Source organism: Paenibacillus athensensis (genome assembly GCF_004514475.2).
Taxonomy (GTDB): domain Bacteria; phylum Bacillota; class Bacilli; order Paenibacillales; family NBRC-103111; genus Paenibacillus_AL; species Paenibacillus_AL athensensis.
Map to the genome: position 1 here is coordinate 324809 of NZ_MYFO02000001.1, position 23004 is coordinate 347812.

Here is a 23004-nt window from a genome sequence, read left to right on the forward strand (position 1 = left end):
CTCTCCAGGGAAGAAAGCTTTTTTCTTGAGACGGATTCGGCGTATACTGAAAGAAAGCCAATCAGAAAACGGAGGACGCTGCATGCAGGAACGCCACCATCGAATCAGGAATGCACAAGAAAATGAAATTTTTGTTTATAGCTGGCAGCCGGACCCAGACATAAAGGTGCAAGGCGTGGTGCAAATCATTCACGGACTGGCTGAAGCCGCCGAACGTTATGCGCGGCTGGCCGCTGAGCTGACGGCGCGCGGCTACGCCGTATATGCCTGCGATTTGCCGGGACACGGGCGTACGGCAGGTGCGGTAGAGCGCGTCGGAATCCTGGGGCCGGACGGATTCGCGCAAATGACCGATACGGTAGCGCTGCTGATGGAACAGCTGGCTCGTCGGGAGCATCCGCAGCAGCCGCTTTACGTGCTTGGTCACAGCATGGGCTCGTTTATCGCCCAGCAGCTGATGTACCGTTACCCGGCCCTTGCCGACGGCGTCGTGTTGTCCGGCACGAATGGCAAGCAGGGCCCACAGCTGTTCGCCGGCATCTGGATCGCTGCAGCCGAAGCGAAGCTGCGCGGTGGCAAGCATCGCAGCAAGCTGCTGAACACCTTGACCTTCGGGGGCTATAACCGGCCCTTTCGACCGAATCGCACAGCGTTTGACTGGTTAAGCCGGGACGCTGCCGAAGTCGATGCGTACATCCGCAATCCGTATTGCGGCGCGGTTTTTTGCGCGTTGTTTTTCCGGGATTTTCTGCGTGGACTCGCCGAAATTCATCGTCCGTCCAACATGGCGCGCATCCCCAAGCAGCTTCCGCTCTATGTCTTTGGCGGGGATCGCGATCCGGTTGGCGGCATGGGCCGCGGAGTGCAGCAACTGCTCGGCATGTACGCCCGGCTTGGACTGACTGAGGTCAGCAGCAAGCTGTACCCGCAGGGGCGGCATGAAATGCTGAATGAAACGAATCGCGCCGAGGTGACGGCCGATTTGCTAAGCTGGCTGGATGCGCAGACAGCGAAGCGGCAAGCAGAGTGCGTTTAGCCAAGCAGCGTTCATTGCGGTAATCGCAGAAGCGGCACAGGGAAGGGACGGACTGACTTGGACCGATGCCGAACGCGTGACACTTAAAGATGAGATGGAAAAGGCGTTCCCTGGAAGTTCAGGAGAACGCCTTTTGCTGTTTCGGAGACTAGCGCCTTTTGCAAATCAAGCCAGCGCACGCGGGTTGATGCCGTTGCCGTTCCGCGCCTGTCCGTCAGGCTCCGGCTTGGCGTCCGGCCAGCAGCGCTTCCGTCAGCAGCGGCACAACCTCGAACAAGTCGCCAACGATGCCGTAATCGGCGACTTGAAAAATCGCCGCCTCCGGGTCCTTGTTAATCGCCACGATGACCTTGGAGCCGCTCATCCCGGCGAGATGCTGAATGGCGCCGCTGATGCCGCACGCGATATACAGCACCGGGGTGACGACCTTGCCCGTCTGCCCGATCTGCAGCGCGTAGTCGCAGTAACCGGCGTCGCAGGCCCCGCGCGACGCCCCCACAGCGCCGCCGAGCGCCGCCGCCAGCTCTTCGAGCGGGCGGAAGCCTTCGGCGCTGCGCACGCCCCGGCCGCCGGAAACGACGATTTGGGCTTCGGCCAAATCGATAGCCCCGGCGGCCCGCCGCACCACTTCCCTGACGACGGCACGCAGGGAAGGCGGCTCGAAGGCGACGTCGATCACGTCGCCCGAAGCGGCGGCGGCGTCAGCGGGAGCCGCCGCCAGATTGCCCGGACGCAAGGTGACGATCCACAGATCGTCGGCGTCCGTAAACGCTTTGACCTCGTACGCTTTCCCGGCGTACAGCGGTCTTGTAAACAGCGCGCGCCAATCCTCGCGGGCCAGCGCGGTGACGTCGGACAGCAGCCCGAGCCCCAGCTGTCCGGCGAGCAGCGGCGCGATATCGCGGCCCGCCGCCGTATGGCCGAGCAGCAGCGCTTGCGCCTGCGGCTGCACGACCTCGAGCACGGCGCGCAGCGCCGCGGTCTGCGCCTCCGGGCTGTAGACAGCGAGCCGTTCGTGCTCGACCACGTACACCCGCTCGGCGCCGGCCTCGGCCAGCTCGCCCGCATGCTTGCGGGAGCCGGCCGGTCCGAGCAGCGCCGCCGCGACGACATCGCCTTCCGCTGCGCATAATCGCGCCGCCGCAAGCGCCTCCAGCGTCACCTGACGAAGCTTCCCGCCCCGCAGCTCGGCGGCTACCAACCACGTTTTGCTCATCGCCATCCCTCCATATTCTCAAATGATCCGGTTTCATCGGCGGGATGGCGGGAGCGCGACATGCATGCCTTCGCGGTCCCGCCATCTCGCCGCTCCAATCTCCTGTACGACACCGGGCCAACAAGCCGAATGATCGTACTGCCATCCTCTTCGCAGCGGGAGTTAACCGCCCAAGCAAGCGGCCCCGCTGCATCAACCACAATCAACCGCCACCAAGCATAAGGCGTTGCGCCGGATCTGCGCACTAATCTGCTGTATCGGCGGTCTTCCGGCAGCGCCAGCTATTGCAGCAGCGTCCGCGTGCGCGCATCGCTGCGCAGCGCCAGCGCCAGCGCCGCGGCTTGGGCCGCAGCGTCGCCCTCCAGCCGCTGTCCGGCCGCGCGAGGCGGCGGCGCAAACAGCGCTAGGCGCGCGGTCTTGGGCGGAGGCGGCGTCAAGCCTAGCTCATCCGCACCCAGTCGCTGCAGCGGCTTTTTTTTCGCCTTCATAATGCCCGGCAGCGACGGATAACGCGGCTCGTTCAAGCCCTGCTGCGCTGTAATCAGCGCCGGCAGGGGCAGCTCGAAGCGCTCGTGATCGCCTTCGGCGTCGCGCACGGCCAATGCGACCCCGTCCTTAACATCGAGCTGCGTGACCGCTGCCGCATGCGGAATATCGAGCAGCGCAGCCAGCCGCACTGCGACCTGGCCTGCGCCGTTATCGACGGAGAAAAAGCCGCCGAGCACCAGGTCATACGATCGCTGCCGCAAATAGGCAGCCAGCGCCAGCGATATGCCGTACTCATCGCCGCCAAACGGCTCACCGTCAATGAGCGCCGCTTCGTCCGCGCCAAGCGCCAGCGCTGTGCGCAACGCATCGACAACGCGCTCTGGACCGACCGACAGCGCCGTCACGCGGCCGCCGAAGCGGTCGCGCAGCCGCAGCGCTTCTTCGATGGCGTATTCATCGTACGGATTGATGATCCATTTGGCCTGCTCCTCGTTAATCGCGCCGTTGTTCAGCGCAATTTTCTCCTCTGTGTCAAATGTTTGCTTGATCAGCACAAAAATGTCCATAGGATAAGCCCCCTTCGGAATATACATGAACAACAACGGCGCTTCCTTACCGGAGCGAATGATCAATCTATGTATATGGCGCAGTCGGCGAATTCATTGCAAGTGCCGTTGAAAGCGCATGCGTTCGGCTGATTGTCGCCGCACAGCCTGCTTTTGCGGCGCTTTGAAAGAGCACGCCGCACAGGCATACAGCGGCGGTACAGATGCGGCGAGTCGCCGAAGAAGGGGGGATGCGTCATGAGCGCCGCTTTGATGCAATTCGTACTGTTTTTGCTGGTCACCGGGTATGCCGTGTTCCTGTTCGCGCGGATCGTGCAGCGCCGTTTCGCCAATGTGCGGCTCGGACGTCCGGTTGAACGAAAACGGAAAGCCGCACAGGGCTGGCGTACTCTGCTGGTGGAGGGGCTGGGGCAATCCCGGCTGCTCCACGATCCGAAAAGCGGTGTGATGCACATCGTACTGCTGTACGGCTTCCTGATTGTGCAGCTCGGTGCGCTCGATCTGCTGGCCAAGGGCTTAACCGGGCGAGGGCTGCCGCTGCCCGGCTATGAGGTCTTCGGTCTGATCCAGGAGCTGACGGCGGTGCTGATCATCGCAGCCGCCGCTTACGCCGGCTACCGCAGATACATCGAAAAGCTGGCGCGGCTCAAGCGCGGCTGGAAGCCAAGCATCGTGCTGTTTTTTATCGTGCTGCTGATGCTGTCGGTCCTGTTTGCACTGGCATTTGCGCGGCTGGAGGAGGTGCGTCCGGCGTCGGGGCTGGCTCCGGTTTCGTCGCTGCTGGCAGCGGCATTGGGCGACTGGCCGCAGGCCGCGGCGCACACCGGCTTTGAAATCGCCTGGTGGGCGCATTTGCTTGTGCTGCTGTCGTTTTTGGTGTATGTGCCGCAGTCGAAGCATTTTCACATTCTTACAGCGCCGATCAATTTGTGGCTCGGACGCACAGATCCGCCGGGCAAGCTGAGCAAGCTGGACCTGGAGACGGAAGAAGTGGAAAGCTTCGGCGCGGCGCGGATCGAGCATTTTACGCAAAAACAGCTGTTGGACCTGTACGCTTGCGTGGAGTGCGGCCGCTGCACGAGCGTGTGTCCCGCCAATGCGACCGGCAAGCTGCTGTCGCCGATGCATCTGATCATCAAGCTGCGTGATCATTTGACCGCGGTCGGCGAGGAGCAGGCGGCACGGCGTCCGTCAGCCCAAGCTTGGGTGGTGGAGGACGGAGATCGTCCGGAGGTGTCAGTGAAGGGAGCCGAACCCGAAGAACGGCCACCGCTGGCTGGCGGCATAATCAGCGAAGAGGAGCTATGGGCCTGCACGACGTGCCGCAACTGCGAAGAAATGTGTCCGGTCGGCAACGAGCATGTCGACAAAATCGTCGATTTGCGCCGTTATTTGGTACTGACCGAAGGCTCCATGCCAGCCGAAGCGCAGCGCGCGCTGCAAAACATCGAGCGGCAGGGCAATCCGTGGGGCTTGAGCCGGTCGGCGCGCGCCGATTGGCAGCTTGAGCTTGAGCCTTACGGCGAGCTGCGCGTGCCGACGGTGCGGGAAAATCCCGATTTTGACGTGCTGCTGTTCGTCGGCTCGATGGGCTCCTATGACCGGCGCAGCCGTAAGATTACCTTGGCCCTCGTCCGCTTGCTGCGCGAAGCCGGCGTCAATTTCGCCACTCTCGGCAATGAGGAAAAAAATTCCGGTGATACCGCCCGCCGCATGGGCAACGAGTTTTTGTTCCAGCAGCTCTGCGCCGACAATATCGCCATGTTCGAGCGCTACGGCGTCCGCACAATTGTTACGGCGTGCCCGCACACGCTGCATACGATGCGCAACGAATATCCCGACTTCGGGCTGACCGCCGAGGTGCTGCATCACAGCGAGCTGCTGGCCCGGCTCGTCGCCGAAGGCAAGCTGCGTCCGCAGCATCCGCTTGACGAGCGGATCGTCTATCACGATTCGTGTTATTTGGGCCGCTACAACGGAATGTACGACCCGCCGCGGGCGATATTGCAGGCGATTCCCGGCGTTCGGCAGGTCGAACAGCCCCGCTCGCGCGAGCACAGCATGTGCTGTGGGGCCGGGGGCGGTCTGATGTGGATGGAGGAGCGGAGCGGCGTGCGGGTGAATGAAGCGCGTACGGCGCAGCTGCTGACCGCCGAGCCGACGCTGATCGGCTCCGCCTGTCCGTATTGCCTGACGATGCTGGAAGACGGCACGCGGCAAGCCGGCGGGGATACCGCCATACCCGTGCGCGATATCGCCGAGCTGCTGGCGCTGTCCGTATGGGGTCCCGACAAGACAGGAGGTTGAGGAGAAGCGATGAAAAACATTCGCACCGCCGCCGTCATCGGCTCCGGAGTGATGGGCTCCGGCATAGCCGCCCATTTGGCGAATGCAGGCGTAACGTGCCTGCTGCTTGATCTTGTGCCTGCTGCGCTGACGTCGGCAGAGGAGGCGGCCGGGCTGACGCTTGCCGATCCCGCCGTCCGCAGCCGGCTGGCCCGGCAAGCGATTGCCGGGTTGGCCAAGGCGAAGCCAGCGCCGCTGTACAGCGACGCCTTCACCGAGCGCATCGTGCCGGGCAACGTCGAAGACGACTGGCACAAGCTGAGCGGCGCCGACTGGATCATTGAAGCGATCGTGGAAAGCCTGCCAGTCAAACGCGAGCTGCTGGCCCGCATCGAGCAGGTGCGCGCGCCGGACGCCGTCGTGTCTTCCAACACGTCGGGCGTCTCGATCACCGCGATGGCCGAGGGGCGCAGCGCCGAGTTCGCTGCAGCTTTTCTCGGCACGCATTTTTTCAATCCGCCGCGTTATATGAAGCTGCTGGAAATTATTCCCGGACCGCAGACATCACCTGAGCTTGTGCGCGATATGGCCGCATTTGCTGCGGAACGGCTGGGCAAGGGCGTCGTCGTTGCCCGCGATACGCCGAATTTTATCGCCAACCGCATCGGCACGTTCGGCTTGCTGGCAACGCTGCGCGAGATGGAAGCCAGCGGCTGCAGCATCGAGGAGATCGACGCCGTAACCGGACCTGCGCTCGGCCGCCCGAAAAGCGCGACCTTCCGCACGCTTGATCTCGTCGGGCTCGACACGATGGTTCGCGTCGCCGACAACGTGTACAGCCAGACGAAGGACCCGGCCGAGCGGGCGGTGTTTGCGCCGTCGCCGCTGCTGGCGCGGCTCGTCGAGCGGGGCTGGCTGGGAGAAAAAAGCGGCCAGGGCTTTTATCGCAAGACGCAGACTCGGGACGGTACGGTCATCGAAGCGTTGGATAGTGCGACGCTGACGTATGCTCCGGCGCGCAAGGTGACGTCGCCGTCGCTGGAAGCAGCGCGTCAGGCGAAGGGCGCGGCTGCCAGGCTGCGTGCGCTGCTGGCCGATCGCGACCGCTATGCCGAGCTGGCATGGCGGCTGCTCAAGCCGCTGCTGCTGTATGCCGCCGCCACGCTGGAGGAGATCGCCGATTCGATTGTCGAGGTGGATCGGGCGATGAGATGGGGCTTCAACTGGGAGCTGGGACCGTTCGAGCTTTGGGATGCCATCGGCTTGCGCCGAACCGTCGAACGCATGGAAAGCGAAGGCGATACGGTGCCTCAATGGGTGAAATCGTGGCTTGACGGCGGCCGGGAGAGCTTGTATGAACGGCGCGACGGCGCTTTGTACGCGGCAGTGGAGGGCCGGCAGCAGCGGCTGGAGGAGGATCCCGAGCTGATTTCGCTGGCGGCGCTGAAGGAGCAGGGCCGGGTGATTCGCAGCAATGGCGGAGCCAGCTTGATCGATTTGGGCGACGATGTGGCGTGTCTGGAGTTTCATTCGCCGAATAACGCGATTGGCGCCGATATTCTCGCGATGGTGCAGGCGAGCGTCGACGAGGTGCGCCGCAGCTATCGCGGACTGGTGCTTGCTAATGAAGGGCGGCATTTTTGCGTCGGCGCGAACCTCATGCTGCTGTTGATGGAGGCCCAGGACGGCGAGTGGGAGGAAGTCGATGCCATCATCCGTTTGTTTCAGACGGCGACGACGGCGCTCAAGGGGCTGGAAAAGCCGGTCGTTGCCGCTCCGCACGGCATGACGCTGGGCGGCGGCGTAGAGATGTGCCTGCCGGCTGACCAGCTCGTCTGCTCGGCGGAGACGTATTTGGGGCTCGTCGAGGCTGGCGTCGGCTTGATTCCCGCGGGCGGCGGCTGCAAGGAGCTGGCGCTGCGGGCCAGCCTCAGGCTGCCGGAGCCGGACAGCGACCTGCAGCCGCTGATCAACGCGGCGTTTGAGACGATCGGCATGGCCAAAGTGTCGACGAGCGCGTTTGACGCGGCCCGGCTTGGCCTGCTGCAGCCGCACGACGCCGTCGTGCTGCGCCATGAGCGGCGTTTCGGCGCTGCCAAGCAAGCGGTGCTGCGGCTGGAGCAAGCCGCCGGGCTGGCGACGGTCGGGGCCGGCTTGCCGGCCGCAGCCGGGCGCTGGCCGGACGCGGCGCAGACGGGACCCAGGACGCGTGCGGCACAGCCTGGCGATGCTGCGGACGCTGATTCGGCAGGCGGAACCGGCGGGACGCCAAGGGGGGAGGCCACGGGTGCAGGCAGCGGGACGAAAGCCGCAAGCGCGTCGTCCACAAGCCTGCCGCAAGGCGCGCTGGTGCGCGTCGTTGGCGCGCCGGGCAAAGCCGTGCTCCAGCTCGGCGCGAACACGCTGCTGCACGGCGGCTACATCAGCGCGCACGATCATAAAATCGCCGGCAAGCTGGCGCACGTGCTCGCCGGCGGCGACGCGCCCGCCGGGACGCTGGTCAGCGAGCAATATTTGCTCGATCTGGAGCGCGAGGCGTTTCTCAGTCTGTGCGGCGAGCCGCTGACCCAGCAGCGCATGCTCCATATGCTGACCAAGGGCAAGCCGCTGCGCAATTAAGGAGGGATCGTTGTGGAAGACGCTGTCATTGTCTCAATTACGCGTACAGCCGTCGGCAAGTCGCGCAAGGGAGCGCTGGCCGATACGCGCGCCGAGGATCTCGGGCGCACGGTGCTGGAGGAAGCGCTGCGCCGGGCGCCGGGACTCGCCCCGGCCGAGATCGACGATGTGATTATCGGCTGCGCGATGCCCGAGGGCGAGCAGGGTTTGAACTTCGCCCGCACGATGGCGCTGTATGCGGGCTTGCCCGTGACCGTGCCGGCGATCACGGTCAATCGTTTTTGCGCCTCCGGGCTGCAGGCGATCGCGTTTGCGGCGGAGCGCATCGCGCTGGGGCAGGCGGAGGCGATTGTCGCCGGAGGCGTCGAGAGCATGAGCCACGTGCCGATGGCCGGCTTCAAGCTCTCACCGCATCCGCAGCTGGTGCAGACCATGCCCGAGCTGTACATGGGCATGGGCCACACCGCCGAAGCGGTCGCCCGGCGCTTCGGCATTACGCGCGAAGACCAGGACGCCTTCGCGCTGGCCAGCCACCGCAAGGCCGCCGAAGCCTTGCGCGCGAACCGCTTCCGCGACGAAATCGTGCCGGTGGCTGCCGTGCGTCGCGGTGTGGATGCCAGCGGCCGTCCCTGGGCCCGGCCGCTGCAGTTCGATACGGACGAAGGCGTGCGTCCGGACACAACGCTTGCGGGCCTGGCCCGGCTCAAGCCCGCGTTCAGCCTCGGCGGCACGGTCACAGCCGGCAACGCCTCGCAAATGTCGGACGGCGCCGCCGCCGCCGTCGTGATGAGCCGCCGCAAGGCCGAGGCGCTCGGGCTGCAGCCGCTGGCAGCGCTGCGCGCCTTTGCGCTGGCCGGCGTCGAGCCCGAGCTGATGGGCGTCGGCCCGGTGCAGGCGATTCCGCGCGCGCTGCGCCTGGCCGGCTTGAATCGCGATCAGGTCGATCTGTACGAAATCAACGAAGCGTTTGCTTCGCAATGCGTCCACGTGATCCGCGAGCTGGAGCTTGACGAAGCGCGCGTCAATGTCAACGGCGGAGCGATTGCGCTTGGCCACCCGCTCGGCTGCACCGGCGCGAAGCTGACAGCCAGCTTGATTTATGAGCTGCGGAGGCGGGGCGGCGGCATTGGCGTGGTCTCGATGTGCGTCGGGGGCGGCATGGGCGCAGCCGGCGTATTCGAGGTATTTCCCGCTGCAAGCGACGATCAGCCGCAACACCGTATAGCTGAGGAGGAGAGACCATGAACGCAGGAAAAATCGTCGGAGGCAGCTTTGTGTTCGCCGACATGGAACCGGGGGCCGTCACCACGCCCGAGGATTTGACGGCCGAGCAGCGGCTGATGGCCGAAACGACGCGCCAGTTTGTCGACGCCGAGGTGCTGCCGCACGATGAACGTCTGGAGGGGCTTGACTACGAACTGACAGTCAGCTTGATGCGCAAAGCCGGCGAGCTCGGCTTGCTTGGCGCCGATGTCCCCGACGCTTACGGTGGGCTGGGCCTTGACAAGATCAGTTCGACGCTGATCAGCGAGACGTTGGCTTCCGCGTCTTCGTTTGCACTGTCGGTCGGCGCGCATGTCGGCATCGGCACGCTGCCGATTGTGTTTTTCGGCAATGTGGAGCAAAAGGAACGTTACCTGCCCGAGCTGGCGGCCGGCACGAAAATCGCCGCGTATTGTCTGACGGAGCCGTCCTCCGGCTCGGACGCGCTCGGCGCGAAAACGACGGCCCGACTCAGCGAGGACGGCAGTCACTACATTTTGAACGGCTCCAAGCTGTATATAACGAATGCCGGCTTCGCCGACCTGTTTATCGTGTACGCCAAAATCAACGGCGCGGATTTCAGCGCTTTTATCGTCGAACGCGATACGCCGGGCTTTACCTTTGGACCCGAGGAGAAAAAAATGGGCATCAAGGGCTCATCGACGCGTCCGTTGTTTTTCGATGACGCTCCCGTTCCCGCAGACCGGCTGCTCGGGCAAATCGGCAAAGGCCATCTGATTGCTTTCAATATTCTGAACATCGGCCGCTTCAAGCTGGCGGCGGGCTGTCTTGGGGCCGCCAAGGAAGCGATTGCGCTCTCGGCCCGTTTTGCCAATCAGCGCAAGCAGTTCGGCACGCGGATTGCCCGGTTTCCGCTCGTGGCCGCCAAGCTGGCCGATATGCAGATTCGCACCTTTGTGCTGGAGAGCATGGTGTACCGCACCGCCGGCTTGATGGACGACGCGCTAAGCGGCATCGACTACACGGCTCCCGACGCCGGCCAGCAGGCGGCCCGGGCGATTGGCGAATACGCGATTGAATGCTCGATCAATAAGGTATTTGCTTCCGAGGCGCTGGACCGGATTGCCGACGAAGGCGTGCAAATACACGGCGGCTGCGGCTACATTCAGGAATACCGCATCGAGCGGATCTATCGCGATTCGCGGATCAACCGGATTTTTGAAGGCACGAATGAAATCAATCGGCTGCTGATCCCCGGCACGCTGCTGAAAAAAGCGCTCAAGGGCGAGCTTCCGCTGCTGCAGAAGGCTCAGGAGCTGCAAGCCGAGCTGCTCGCGCTCGTACCGGCGGCTGCCGGCCCCGAAGGCACACTGGCTCAAGAAAAGCAGCTGCTCGCTGCCGGAAAAAAGCTGTTCCTGCTCGTTGGCGGCTTGGCTGTGCAGCGGCATGGAGCGGCGCTGGAGCGGCAGCAGGAGGTGCTGGCGGCCCTTGCCGACATGATGATCGAGCTGTATGCCTGCGAAAGCGCTCTGCAGCGCACGCTCAAGCGGCTGGAACGCTTCGGCGAGGAGAAGGCGCGCTTTTTTGCCGAAATGACGACGGTTTACATCCATGAAGCGTTTGAGCGCATGGAGAGCAGCGCCAGACAAACGCTGGCTGCGCTCGAGCAGGGAGATGCGCTGCGCACGCAGCTGGCGGTCGTCCGCAAGCTGACCCGGCGCACGCCGGCCGATACGGTGGCGCTCAAGCGTCTGGTCGCAGCACACGTCAGCGAAAGCGAAGCGTACACCGTGTAGGAAGAAGACGATCGGGACGGGAGGGACGGTTCCTATGGAGGAAACCGGGAAAATCTGGCTGCGCCACTACCCGCAGGAGGTCGCCTCGACGTACAACTATCCCAAGCACAATCTGGCCCGGCTGCTGATCGATGCCGCAGAAAAATTTCCGCGCAGGCCCGCACTGTATTTTATGGGCAAAAAAATCACGTATGCAGCGCTGCTCGAACTCGCATACCGCTTCGCCTCCGGCCTTGCTTCACTGGGCGTCGCGCGAGGCGAGCGGGTCGCGATCATGCTGCCGAACTGTCCGTCCGCCGTCATCGCGCATTTCGGCGCTTTGCTGGCTGGCGCCATCGTCGTGCAGACGAATCCGCTGTACAAGGAACGGGAGCTGCTGCATCAGCTGCGCGATTCCGGGGCCGTAGCGCTGGTGACGCTCGATCAGCTATATGCACGAGTGGAGGGCATTCGCAGGCAAACGGCGCTGCGGCATGTGCTCGTTGCCGGGATTGCCGACGATTTGCCCTTCCCCAAAAGCGCGCTGTACCGGCTCAAGCTGCGCAAGGATGGTGAAAAGCCTCCGCTGATCCCCGACAATGATCCCGGCATAGTCTCCCTGCGCAAGTGGCTGCGGGCCGCCGCCCCGACGCCGGCATGCGCCGAAGTCGACGCCGAGCGGGATATCGCGCTGCTGCAATATACGGGCGGCACAACGGGGACAGCCAAGGGCGTCATGCTGACGCATTACAATTTGCTGGCCAATACGTATCAAAATTTAAGCTGGTTTTACCGCAGCCGCGAAGGCCGGGAAACATATCTCGGGGTTCTGCCGATTTTTCATGTGTTTGGCTTGACCGTGCTGCTGCACCAGTCGGTGCTTTCGGGCGCCATGCTGATTTTGCTGCCGCGCTTTGAAACGGAGCCGGTGCTGCAAACGATTGCCCGGCTGCAGCCGACGATTTTTCCCGGCGCGCCGACCATGTACATTGCGCTGATCCATCATCCGCGCGTCAAGCAATATCCGCTTGCCTCCATCGAGGTGTGCGTCAGCGGTTCGGCTCCGCTGCCCCAAGAGGTGCAGGAGCGCTTTGAGGCGCTGACCGACGGGCGGCTGATCGAGGGCTACGGGCTGACGGAGGCGTCGCCGGTGACGCATGTCAACCCGATCTGGGGCCGGCGCAAAATCGGCACGATTGGCATCCCGACGCCCGACACCGACGCGCGCATCGTCGATATCGAGACGGGCGAAACGCTGCCGCCCGGGCAAATCGGCGAGCTGCTGGTCAAAGGACCGCAGGTCATGCTCGGCTATTGGCAGCGGCCGGAGGAAACCGCCGCCGTGCTCAAGGACGGCTGGCTGCATACCGGCGACATGGCCAGTATGGACGAAGACGGCTATTTTACGATTGTCGACCGCAGAAAGGATCTCATTATCGCCGGCGGCTTTAACATTTATCCGCGCGAGGTCGAGGAGGTGCTGTTTGAGCATCCGGCTGTGCAGGAAGCCGCTGTCGCCGGTGTGCCGGACGCTTATCGGGGCGAAACGGTGAAAGCCTTTATTGTCGTAAAGCCCGGCATGAGCTTGACGGAGCAGGACGTTATCGACTGGTGCCGGGAGCGTCTGGCTGCCTACAAGGTGCCGCGCCTGGTGGCGTTTCGTTCCTCGCTGCCCAAGACGATGATCGGTAAAGTGCTGCGGCGCAAGCTGTTGGAAGACGAGTCTTCCGTGGAGCCGTCCTGATGCTGCTTGCAGGGCAGCGCTGCCGGAGCTTTTGCGTTTGGCAAGCCGCGCTCGGACGGCGCTCGGCGGCACATGGCACATGGCACTTGGCACTTGGTCAGGCGAATGCGCTGCGCACTGCGCGCTCAGCAGCGCGCAGTTTTTGCAGGTGCGAGCCATGTGCCGCTTCGCCGCAGAGGGAAAGGAGGCAGGCATGGAGGAGGATCGGGAGCAAGCCAGGCAGGCGCAGCTGCAGCAGCTGGTACAGGCCGCAAAAGGAACCTTCTGGGACTATTTGGGCTGCGAGCTGATTCGGCTGGAGGATCGGCGCGTTGTCGTCGGGCTTACGGCGGGACGGCATCATTTGAACCTGATCGGGCTCGTCAACGGCGGCGTATTATCGTCGCTGCTTGATAACGCAATGGGCATTATTGTGATGCTGGCTCGGCCCGGAGAAAAGGTCGTTACGACCAACCTGAACGTCCAGTTCGTGGCGCCGCTTTATGAAGGGCCGCTCATCGTTACGGCAGAGCTGCTGCACCAATCGCGGAAAATGATGACGACGCTCGGCCGGGTGACTGACGGCGAAGGTCGGCTAGGAACGCTCGGAAGCGGCTCGTTCCGGGTGATTTGATCCAGGTACACATGTTCCTGGATCATCTGACACACAGCAAGCCCGCAGCTTTAGGACGACGCAGGTCCCGGCTGGCGGGCTTGGTGTGCGTTCGTCCCCGCCGCCTTCGGCCAGCGCTTGGCTCGGCGAAACGCCGCTTGGAGCGCGCGCCGCCGTATGTTACAATTTTCGTCAGATTCATAACCAAGCAGCGACAAGGAAGAGGGAAACTACGATGTGGGCAAAGCTGTGGGAATTGTTTGTCGGCTTCGGCCGCTCAACCATGCTCGGCTATGGCGGCGGGCCGTCGATTATTCCGCTGTACGAGCACGAAGCGGTGGGCAAGTTTGCATGGATGAACAAGGAGGAATTCGGACAAGCGCTGGCGTTTGGCAACGCGCTTCCCGGGCCGATTGCGACCAAGCTGGCCGCTTATATCGGCTTTAAGGTGGCCGGCTGGCCGGGAGCGCTTGTCGCAATCGTTGCCGTTGTGCTGCCGACGGCGCTGCTGATGGTGCTGCTCGTCGGTTTGATGAGCAAATTGTCGGGCAATCCGGTCATCAAGGGCATGATTCGCGGCGTGCAGCCGGTGATTTTTGTCATGCTGGCGCTGCTCGCTTACGATTTCGTCAAATATGCCGTGCAGCCCGTCGACGGGCCCGTGAAATTTTTGCCGTTTTTGATTGCGGCCGGCTATTTTGTGATGGTGCAGTATTTCGGCATCAGCTCGGTGTGGGGCATCGCTGGGGGGCTGGTCATCGGCGCGTTGTTTATGCGTTGAAGCTCGCTGCGGATTGCCTTCCGCCGTCAACGATTGACCGGCAAACGCCGAAAGCCTGACCGGAAGCGGTCAGGCTTGTTTGCTATCCAGCGTCAGCACAGTTATTTCCGGTCGGCACAGGAAACGAAACGGCAGCAGCGTCATGCCCAGTCCGCGCGTCGTGTAGACGAGCAGTTGCGAATTCGCTGCCGTATGCAGGCCGCTGACGTATTTGTCGCCGTAAGGCGGCGTTTCAACCGCGCCGAGCAGGGGCAAGCGGATCTGGCCGCCGTGGCTGTGGCCGGATAATTGCAAAGCAATTTCCGGTCGGGCCGCAGCCTCGTCGGCAAAGTTAGCGCAATGCGACAGCAGCAGCGTGCACAGCTGCGGATCGGCGCCGTCCAGCGCCCGCTGCAGATCGGGGTAGCCGGTCCACATATCGGCGACGCCGGCCACTACGAGCGTATCCGCACCGAGGCGGACGAGCGCATGCGCATTGTCGAGTACGGTAAAGCCGCCCGCTTGCAAAATGCGCTTGGTGTCTTCGAGCCCGGCATACGTATCGTGATTGCCCAACACAGCCCACTTGCCCAGCGGCGCCTCCAAAGCGGCCAGATCAGCCGCAGTTGCCTGCGGGTCCTCGCTAATCCAGGAATCAAACAAATCGCCGGTAAAAACGAGCATATCCGGCTGCAGGCGCTGCACGCGCCCAGCAATCGCCTGCAGCTCGCGCAGCGTCATATGGAAGCCAAGGTGGATGTCGCTGATATGGACGATCCGTTTGCCGGCAAACGCCTGCGGCAGCCCGCGCAGCTGCACGCGTTGCTCGATCGTTTCGATCCAGCGCGGCTCGACGTACGCGGCATAGCTGCCCGCAGCGCCGCCCGATGCCAGAAACGAACCGCCCCAGAGCGCGGCGCGCTTCAAAAATGAACGCCGGCTTAACGATTGTAAAGGTGAAAACACGATGACAACGCTCCTTGCCTGAATGAGTGTTCAGGTGATTTTTTCCATTATACCAGCCGCAAAACACGTTTGGCGAATGCCGGCAAACGCTTGGTTATGAATGTCCGCGGTTCCGGCGTATACTAGAGGAAACAGGTTTGGCAGGAAATGGGGGGGACGAGTTATGGGTGGATTGTATATTCGCGGCGCGCAAATCGTGACCATGAACGACAGGGAGGACATCCTGTTCGGCGATGTCCGGATCGAGAACGACCGGATCGTGCATGTCGGAACGCCGGTTGCTCCGCAGCCGGACGACCGGATCATCGAAGCGGCGGGCAAGGTGCTGATTCCCGGTCTCATTCAAACGCACATTCATTTGTGTCAGACGCTGTTTCGCGGACAAGCGGACGATCTGGAGCTGCTCGATTGGCTCAGCAAGCGGATTTGGCCGCTGGAGGCGGCGCATGACGAGGAGTCCGTCTACTATTCGGCGCTGCTGGGGTTGGGCGAGCTGATCCGCAGCGGTACGACGGCGATTGTCGACATGGAAACCGTACACCATACGGATTACGCCTTTCAGGCGATGGCGCAAAGCGGTATCCGGGCCATTTCCGGCAAGGTGATGATGGATTTTGGAACCGAGGTGCCGCTGGCACTGCGTGAACAGACGCAAGACTCCGTGGACGAAAGCGTCCGGCTGCTGGAAAAATGGCACGGCTATGCCAACGGACGGCTGCAGTATGCGTTTTGCCCGCGATTTGTCATCTCCTGCACAGAGGAGCTGCTGCTCCAGGTGCGCGAGCGCTCGCGCCATTACGGCGTCAAGGTGCATACGCACGCCTCGGAAAACCGCAAGGAAATCGAAATCGTCGAAGCGCAGCGCGGCAAACGCAATATCGCCTATCTGGCGCATTTGGGGCTGACGAGCCCGGATTTGATTTTGGCCCATTGCATCTGGCTGGATGAAGAGGAAAAAGAGATTTTGCGCCGCGACCGCGTCAAAGTCAGTCATTGTCCCGGCTCCAATCTGAAGCTGGCTTCGGGCATCGCCGCCATTCCCGAGCTGCTGACACGCGATATTGCGCTGAGCCTTGGCGCTGACGGCGCGCCTTGCAACAACAATCTTGATATGTTCCACGAGATGCGGCTGGCTTCGCACATCCAGAAGGTGCAGCATGGACCGCGGACGATGGAAGCGAAAACCGTGTTCCGCATGGCCACGCGCGGAGGAGCGGAGGTGATGGGGCTGGAACGGGATATCGGCAGCATCGAACCGGGCAAAAAAGCCGATCTGGTGTTGCTCGATTTAAACGATTACCACACGTATCCGTCCGCGCAGGTCGATATTTACGGCCGGCTCGTTTATTCCGCGACGCGCGCCGATGTCGTCATGACGATCATCGACGGACGCGTCGTGATGGAGAACGGCGTAGTGCTGACGCTGGATAAAGCGACTGTGCTGCGCGAAGCGAACCGCTCGATCGAGCGGCTGCTGCGACGCTTGCCCGATATTTGCTGATGTGAGAATGCGTAAGGGGAAAGTCAGGTTGCATAATGCTTGTGGTTTATTTATAATAGTTCTAAATTAGAGCAGAAAAGGAAGGTGCGTTATGTCCCAGTGGAGAGAGCTTACGTCGCTCGAAGAGTGGCAGCAGGTGCTGGAGCGTTCGTCCGAGAAGCCGGCTGTCGTGCTCAAGCACAGCACAACCTGTCCGGTCAGCGCCAATGCGCTGGAGGAATATGAGGAGTATTTGGCCGGTAAGCCGAATGAAGCGCTCGATTACTATATGGTCAAGGTGATTGAAACCCGGCCGGTGTCGAACCAGATCGCCGAGGATTTGGGCATCAAACACGCATCGCCGCAAATTTTGTATTTCAAAAATAAAGAAGCGGTCTGGAATACGTCGCATTGGTCGGTAACGTCCAAGCACATTTCGGCCGTACTCGACTGACCGCAGCAAAAAGCCTCCGTTTCCCGAAGCCAATCGGGCGGAGGCTTTTTTATGTATCAACGCAGCCCTTTTTCCAGCATCGGCACAAACATGTGCGGCGGCACCGGCCTGCTGAACAGGTAGCCCTGCATTTCATGACAGCCGAGCTTGGGCAGCTCGTCTTTTTGCAGCTCGGTTTCCACGCCTTCGACAATGACGCCTAGATTCAGATTGTGCGCAAGCTTGACAATCGAAGCGACGATGGCCGATTCGGAACGGTTCGTTATGTTCGTGATGAACGAGCGGTCGATTTTCAGCCGATGAATCGGGAACTTGCTCAAATAGCTGAGCGAAGAGAAGCCGGTACCGAAATCGTCAATGGAAATTTGCACACCCAGCGCAACCAGCTCATGCAGCTTGGCAACAACCAGCTCAGCGTTATGCATCGCAACGCTTTCGGTAATTTCCAGCTCCAGAGACGCCGCGTTCAATTGCGTCCGCTCCAACACCTCGCGCACCGTACCCACGAGCGCATCCTGGCGCAACTGGATTTGCGACAGGTTGACCGCGACGCGCAAACCGGCGTAGCCGTTGTCGTGCCATTCGCGACACTGGCGGCAGGCCGCTTCCAGCACGCGTTCGCCGATGGCGACAATCAATCCGGTTTCTTCGGCAATCGAGATGAAATCGCCGGGATAGAGCAAGCCGCGCGTCGGGTGCTGCCAGCGGACAAGCGCCTCCATGCCGGTAATCGTATTCGTATTGACGTCGATTTGCGGCTGGTAATGGACGACAAATTCGTCATGCTCCAGCGCTTTGTGCAGCTCGCGTTCTGTCTGCTGGCGGCGCAGCGCCTCTTCGTTCATGCTGGCCGCATAGGAGCGAATATGGTTTTTGCCCTGCTCCTTGACCTTGTACAGCGCAATATCGGCACGACGGATCAGGTCCTCGGCGTTCACGCCGTCTTCGGGGTAGAAGGCCATGCCGATGCTGGCCGACAGATAATGCTCGTTGCCCTGGATAATAAAGGGCTTGCGCAGCTCCAGCAGGATGCGGTCGGCAATCGGGGAGGCGTCTTCGCGCTGCTTGATCTGCGGCAAGCACACGATGAATTCGTCGCCGCCCATGCGCGCAACGGTGTCCAGCTCGCGAATGCTAGCTTTCAGCCGCTGCGCGACCTGCTTGAGCACGGAATCGCCAACAGCGTGGCCTAACGTGTCGTTGATGATTTTGAACCCGTCCATGTCCATGAACAACACGGCAATTTGCGTGTGAGTCCGGTCGGCCTCGTTCATTTGCTCCGATACCTGGCGCTCGAACATGCGGCGGTTCGGCAGATCGGTCAAGGCGTCGTAATAGGCCATGTATTGAATCAAATCTTCCGCTTGCTTGCGGTGGGTAATATTTTTGGCTATGCAAAAGACGCCGCTGATTTCGCCGTCCGTAGAAATCGGCACGAGGATGATTTGCAGCTCGACGCGCGCGCCGTTTTTGTGAATGATCGCGGCTTCAAAATTTTGCGGCCGGCCGCGCATCGTGCGCTCCAGCTTCTGGATCATCAGATCGAGGTGCTCCGGCACGCATAGCGATGCCAGCGATCTGCTGCGCAGTTCGTGCTCGGCATAGCCGCATATTTTTTGCGTTGCGGGATTGGCCCCTGTCAGCTGCCCGGCCAGATCAATGGAAATGATGCCGTCGGGATTGTTCTCGAACAGCGATTTAAACTGCTGCTCGCTTTCCCGCAGCCGGCGCTCGGCCAAGCGGCGCTCGCTCAGATCGCGAATAATAACGGCATAGGCCGCAATGAGCCCGTCAGGCTGGCGAATCGGCCGCACCGACGCCCTTGTCGGCACTGTCGAGCCGTCCTTGCGCAATTGCAGCTCGTCAAGCTCGGCGGTCTCCCAGCCGCTGTCAAGCAGCGTCTGACCGTATGCAGTCAGCCGGGCTTCGGCAATCACCGGCAGCAGGCGGCCGTACAGCTCCGGACCGGACCAGCCGAACAACAGGGCAAACGATTGGTTGATATATTGGACACGATGCTCAAGGTCGCAGACAACGAAGGCCAGACCCGATTGCTGGGCGAACGCCTCGACCATCTCTTTGCTGAAATGCAATTCTTGTTCCAATTGTACGATGCGGTCTGACAATGGGGTAACCTCCGATTCGAATAACTCGTTAACCACTATTATATATGAAAACGTTGGCAAAGGGCAGCATTTTGCCGCATAGCGCCGATTTATTTTGTCATTTCCGGCTATTTGCAGCGTTCCAGCGGCCAGATGCGCACCGGGAGTCTGCGGGCAAAATGGAGCAGCGGAGCTTCGCCGCCCAGCGTAAAGCCCGAGGCTTCGGCAATCGTGCTGCTGTGAATCGCCGCTTGCGCTACCTGCAGCGGCCACGGCTCATGGTCGATTTCGCCGCGATAGATGCGTCCGCCGGCGTCAACGGCGTACAGGCAATAGCGCTCGGTCAGCCAATACGCCAGCGTGCCGGGCTCGGCGTGGAAGATGTCCGACACCGGCCTGTATTCGGCGGCAAAATGGGCCTTGGCGGCGCGCCGGTCGCGGCGTTCGCACACGTAGCCGACGCCGCCGTCGTCCAGCGGCTCCGCGCTCATCGCCGCGTAGACGTAAGGCAGATGGAACCACGCGCGAGCTGCTTCCACAGCCAGCCGGCTCTGCGCGTCGAGCGTAAAAAAATAGACGCCCGGCTTGCCGTCCCGCGTCACGTATGTGCGCAAGTTCAGCTCAGGGAACGCCGAGAGGCCCGGCAGAGGAGGGATGCCGCGCGCCGTAACCCCGCTCATGCGAAACGGCACGACGGCGAGCCACGCTTGTCCTTCAAAGAGATCAAGCTCAAGCTCTGCCGGAATTCTCGACGCCAGTGCGGCTGGCGCTAGCGGCCAATGCGCAAACAGCAAATCCTCCCAGACCTGCTTCATGACCCACGGACGTGAGGGAACGGGCCAGGGACGCGTCATCATGGATACCTCCTTCGATTGCGGTGAGATCGCCGCATGTTTTTTTGAAAAAAATAGGCTTGGCAAACCTGTTCAGCCTTCGTTATACTAAGACGTTAGCATACCAATTTGAACTATTTCGGGAGAGATTCGCGTGAGCGCACAAGATAAGCCGCAGCTTTGGATTCCCTATCTGGTCGTCATCGGCATGATCGCTATTTCGTTCTCCGCGATTTTCGTGCGCTGGTCGGAGGCCCCGGCCTCCATCATCGCCATGTACCGCTTACTGCTGACCAATGTATGCATGCTGCCGTTCATTTGGCGGTTTATACCGGAGATGCGCAGCTTGCGTCTGCTTGACAGCTTCAAGCTTGCCGCTTCGGGGGCGGGACTAGGTCTGCACTTCATGTTCTGGATGGATTCGCTGAATTACACGACGGTGGCCAGCTCGACGGCAATTCTGACGCTGGAACCGATTCTGGTAACGATCGGGGCGTATATGCTGTTCCGGCAAAAAACCGGCTTCGTGGCGCAAATCAGCATGACGGTGGCGATTATCGGCGCGATCTGCATCGGCTGGGGCGATTTCCGCTTTTCCGGCAGCGCGCTGCACGGCGACCTGCTTTCCTTTCTCAGCACGGTCGCGGTAGCCGTCCATATGCTGCTTGGCAAAAGCCTGCGCGCCCGCATCTCCGCGTTTGTCTACAGCTTCTTTGTCTTTCTGTATGCGGGCGGGGTGCTGCTGGTCTACAATCTCGCCCTCGGCTCGCCACTGCTTGGCTATCCGGCCCGGGAATGGGGCAACTTCCTGCTGCTGGCCATTGTGCCGACCGTCTTCGGGCATTATATTTTCAACTGGCTGCTCAAATATATGAAAACGGCCTCCGTGTCAATGATCGTGCTCGGCGAGCCGCTTGGCGCAACGCTGCTGGCGTATATGTTGCTCGGCGAGCGAATTACGCTGCTGCAGTTGGGAGCCGGCGCCATCCTGCTGGTTGGCGTGGCCTTCTTTCTGCGCAGCAGCGAAGGGGAGGAGCCGACGCCGGCAGGCTCGGCCAAGCAGGAGCCTGCGGCAGAGCCGCTGCGCCAGACCGACTGAGCCGCGCCCGCCGGTTCAGCTGCCGCTTTGGCCCGTCATCGCTGCAAACTCCGCGCGCACCGCTGCGAGAAGCCCCGGGTCGCAGAGCACGTCGCAGGCCGTACCGGCCAAAGCTTTGGCCGTCAAAATCATGTTGTCGAGCGCCGGCTCCTGCTGCGCCAAATCGCGAAACTCGCGCGTATGCAGCGAATGCCGCTCGCCTACGGTGCGCACAAACGGATGGATGGTCGCACAGCGCGTCGAGACGTTGCCCAAGTCGAGCGAGCCGTGATCATTCCCGTCGGCAATGTCCGCAGCCGGAATGCCCAAAGCCTCCAGATTGCGGGTAAACGCCGCAGATAACGTTTCATTCGTCCGCAGCTCGTCATACGAATATTCATAATTGGAAATCTGCAGCGTACAGCCGGTTTGCAGCGCTGCGCCCTCAGCGCAGGCTTTGACCTTGCGGGCTACAAGGTCCGTATAAGCGCGGGAGGCAGAACGCACGTAGAACTGCGCCGACGCATAATCGGGAATGATATTGGGCGCTTGACCACCGCTGTTGATAATCCCGTGAACGCGGGCGTCAGGCTGCAATTGCTGGCGCAGCGCATTCAGCCCGTTAAACAGCTGCAGCACCGCATCCAGCGCATTGACGCCTTCTTCGGGATTGGCTGCCGCATGAGCCGCCCGGCCGAAAAATTCAAACTGCAGCGCATCCATAGCCAGCGAGCTGCCAGACCGCTCATAGCGGTAGAACGGATGGGCCATCAGCGCAATGTCGACATCGTCGAACAGCCCGGCCTCGGCCATCGGCACCTTGGCGCCCTTCGTCTCTTCGGCCGGCGTGCCATAGACGCGCAAGCTGCCGCCGGTTTGCCCGATCACCGACTTTAATCCGACCGCAGCCCCGATACTCATCATGCAAATCAAATGATGACCACAGGCATGGCCAAGCTCCGGAAGCGCATCGTATTCCGCCAAAAAAGCGACGACAGGTCCCGGCTTGCCGGAATCGTAGGTCGCGATAAACGACGTTTCTATACCCAGAATGCCGCGCTCCACTGTAAAACCGTGTTCAGCCAGTTCATCGGTTAATCGGGCCGCGGCCAGAAACTCCTCATGCCCGAGCTCCGGATTTGCGCCGATAAAGCGGGAAATGGCTTTGAACCGTTCCGCGTGCCGGTCGATTGTCTCGAAAATGGTCGATTTCATGCTGCCAGCTCCTTGCTACGGTAATTTAGTTCCTATTGTAGTCGATTCGGCGGCAAACTGCCATAAGATCGGCTGTTTAGCAACGCATGCACGAGCCGTTAAAGCGGCAGGCAACACCTGAACTCACAACAAAGGAGTCGATTCGCGATGATGAAATATGGACAAGAGCCAGCAGAGCACCGCTTTTCCCTGCAGGTCATGGAGGTGGAGACGCGCGGTCAGTGGCTGGATATTTACCTCCGTCTGATTCAGGAACCGGACGCTCCGCTGCCGGAAGAGCTGGAGGACCCGGGCGTGCTGCTTATTTGCACCCGGCAGGGCGAGCCGGTTCAGCTCGTCGTGCAGGATGGGGGCTGCGACTGCGAATTTCAGCTGACGCCAAGCGAGAAGGAGCGAATCGAAAGCTTTGCAGCCGAAGCGCCGCTCGTACGCCAGACGATGGCGAGAAACACGGCTTCGCTGTAGCCGCGATTGGTTTTATGCAAAATTTTGCACTTACATACCTTTGCAAGCAGGGAAATTCTCTTTGGGCTGCGAAGTAATTAAGCTATCGGAAGGTTCAGATG

General features: G+C 61.6%; 18 protein-coding genes. 12 read left to right on the forward strand and 6 right to left on the reverse strand.

Going from position 1 to position 23004, the window contains the following annotated elements; translation table 11 throughout:
- Positions 1 to 82: 82 nt before the first annotated feature.
- Entirely contained in the window at positions 83 to 1036 is a 954-nt protein-coding gene (locus tag B5M42_RS01460; protein ID WP_134748992.1) for an alpha/beta hydrolase, read from the forward strand.
- 214 nt (positions 1037 to 1250) lie between these two features.
- Here the strand turns inward: B5M42_RS01460 and B5M42_RS01465 are convergent, their stop codons facing one another.
- Complete coding sequence (locus tag B5M42_RS01465) at positions 1251 to 2252, reverse strand: electron transfer flavoprotein subunit alpha/FixB family protein (RefSeq protein ID WP_134748990.1); 1002 nt, start codon at positions 2250 to 2252, stop codon at positions 1251 to 1253.
- A gap of 281 nt (positions 2253 to 2533) precedes the next feature.
- Positions 2534 to 3307, reverse strand: coding sequence for an electron transfer flavoprotein subunit beta/FixA family protein (locus B5M42_RS01470; protein WP_134748988.1), 774 nt, complete (start codon positions 3305 to 3307; stop codon positions 2534 to 2536).
- A 237-nt stretch (positions 3308 to 3544) separates the two neighbouring features.
- Between B5M42_RS01470 and B5M42_RS01475 the strand changes: the two genes are divergently transcribed.
- From B5M42_RS01475 to B5M42_RS01505, 7 genes are all read left to right on the forward strand, one after another.
- Positions 3545 to 5614: a (Fe-S)-binding protein gene (locus B5M42_RS01475; RefSeq protein ID WP_134748986.1), complete on the forward strand. Its 2070-nt coding sequence runs from the start codon at positions 3545 to 3547 to the stop codon at positions 5612 to 5614.
- A gap of 9 nt (positions 5615 to 5623) precedes the next feature.
- Positions 5624 to 8212 (forward strand): 3-hydroxyacyl-CoA dehydrogenase/enoyl-CoA hydratase family protein, encoded by a 2589-nt coding sequence (locus B5M42_RS01480; RefSeq protein WP_230632563.1) that lies wholly within the window; start codon positions 5624 to 5626, stop codon positions 8210 to 8212.
- A gap of 12 nt (positions 8213 to 8224) precedes the next feature.
- A complete protein-coding gene (locus tag B5M42_RS01485) occupies positions 8225 to 9457 on the forward strand; it encodes an acetyl-CoA C-acyltransferase (protein ID WP_134748984.1) in 1233 nt (410 codons plus the stop codon).
- On the forward strand, positions 9454 to 11232 hold the full coding sequence (locus tag B5M42_RS01490) for an acyl-CoA dehydrogenase family protein (RefSeq protein ID WP_134748982.1): 1779 nt from the start codon (positions 9454 to 9456) through the stop codon (positions 11230 to 11232). The genes B5M42_RS01485 and B5M42_RS01490 overlap by 4 nt, the downstream gene beginning before the upstream one ends.
- A gap of 34 nt (positions 11233 to 11266) precedes the next feature.
- The gene (locus B5M42_RS01495; protein ID WP_134748980.1) at positions 11267 to 12955 is read left to right on the forward strand and encodes a long-chain-fatty-acid--CoA ligase; all 1689 of its coding nucleotides are present in this window, start codon (positions 11267 to 11269) and stop codon (positions 12953 to 12955) included.
- 37 nt (positions 12956 to 12992) lie between these two features.
- Positions 12993 to 13568 (forward strand): PaaI family thioesterase, encoded by a 576-nt coding sequence (locus tag B5M42_RS01500; RefSeq protein ID WP_329959234.1) that lies wholly within the window; start codon positions 12993 to 12995, stop codon positions 13566 to 13568.
- Positions 13569 to 13782: 214 nt separating this feature from the next.
- A complete protein-coding gene (locus B5M42_RS01505; RefSeq protein WP_134748978.1) occupies positions 13783 to 14328 on the forward strand; it encodes a chromate transporter in 546 nt (181 codons plus the stop codon).
- A 69-nt stretch (positions 14329 to 14397) separates the two neighbouring features.
- On the opposite strand, the gene B5M42_RS01510 is transcribed toward B5M42_RS01505, so the two are convergent.
- Positions 14398 to 15273 (reverse strand): metallophosphoesterase, encoded by an 876-nt coding sequence (locus B5M42_RS01510; RefSeq protein ID WP_134748976.1) that lies wholly within the window; start codon positions 15271 to 15273, stop codon positions 14398 to 14400.
- A 163-nt stretch (positions 15274 to 15436) separates the two neighbouring features.
- Here B5M42_RS01510 and B5M42_RS01515 point away from each other — a divergent pair, with 163 nt between their 5' ends.
- Both B5M42_RS01515 and ytxJ read left to right on the forward strand, forming a co-directional pair.
- Positions 15437 to 16774, forward strand: a complete 1338-nt coding sequence (locus tag B5M42_RS01515) for a 5'-deoxyadenosine deaminase (protein WP_134748974.1) — start codon at positions 15437 to 15439, stop codon at positions 16772 to 16774.
- Between the two features lie 91 nt (positions 16775 to 16865).
- Positions 16866 to 17207, forward strand: a complete 342-nt coding sequence (ytxJ, locus tag B5M42_RS01520; protein WP_134748972.1) for a bacillithiol system redox-active protein YtxJ — start codon at positions 16866 to 16868, stop codon at positions 17205 to 17207.
- A gap of 56 nt (positions 17208 to 17263) precedes the next feature.
- On the opposite strand, the gene B5M42_RS01525 is transcribed toward ytxJ, so the two are convergent.
- A complete protein-coding gene (locus B5M42_RS01525) occupies positions 17264 to 19333 on the reverse strand; it encodes a putative bifunctional diguanylate cyclase/phosphodiesterase (RefSeq protein WP_134748970.1) in 2070 nt (689 codons plus the stop codon).
- A gap of 107 nt (positions 19334 to 19440) precedes the next feature.
- Positions 19441 to 20169 carry a YqjF family protein gene (locus B5M42_RS01530; protein ID WP_134748968.1) on the reverse strand — a complete coding sequence of 243 codons (729 nt, stop codon included), beginning with the start codon at positions 20167 to 20169 and terminating at the stop codon, positions 19441 to 19443.
- Between the two features lie 130 nt (positions 20170 to 20299).
- Between B5M42_RS01530 and B5M42_RS01535 the strand changes: the two genes are divergently transcribed.
- Entirely contained in the window at positions 20300 to 21244 is a 945-nt protein-coding gene (locus tag B5M42_RS01535; RefSeq protein ID WP_209280640.1) for a DMT family transporter, read from the forward strand.
- Between the two features lie 15 nt (positions 21245 to 21259).
- Here the strand turns inward: B5M42_RS01535 and B5M42_RS01540 are convergent, their stop codons facing one another.
- Positions 21260 to 22438, reverse strand: a complete 1179-nt coding sequence (locus B5M42_RS01540) for a M20 family metallopeptidase (protein WP_134748964.1) — start codon at positions 22436 to 22438, stop codon at positions 21260 to 21262.
- 147 nt (positions 22439 to 22585) lie between these two features.
- Between B5M42_RS01540 and B5M42_RS01545 the strand changes: the two genes are divergently transcribed.
- Positions 22586 to 22903 carry a hypothetical protein gene (locus tag B5M42_RS01545; RefSeq protein ID WP_209280639.1) on the forward strand — a complete coding sequence of 106 codons (318 nt, stop codon included), beginning with the start codon at positions 22586 to 22588 and terminating at the stop codon, positions 22901 to 22903.
- Positions 22904 to 23004 lie beyond the last annotated feature (101 nt).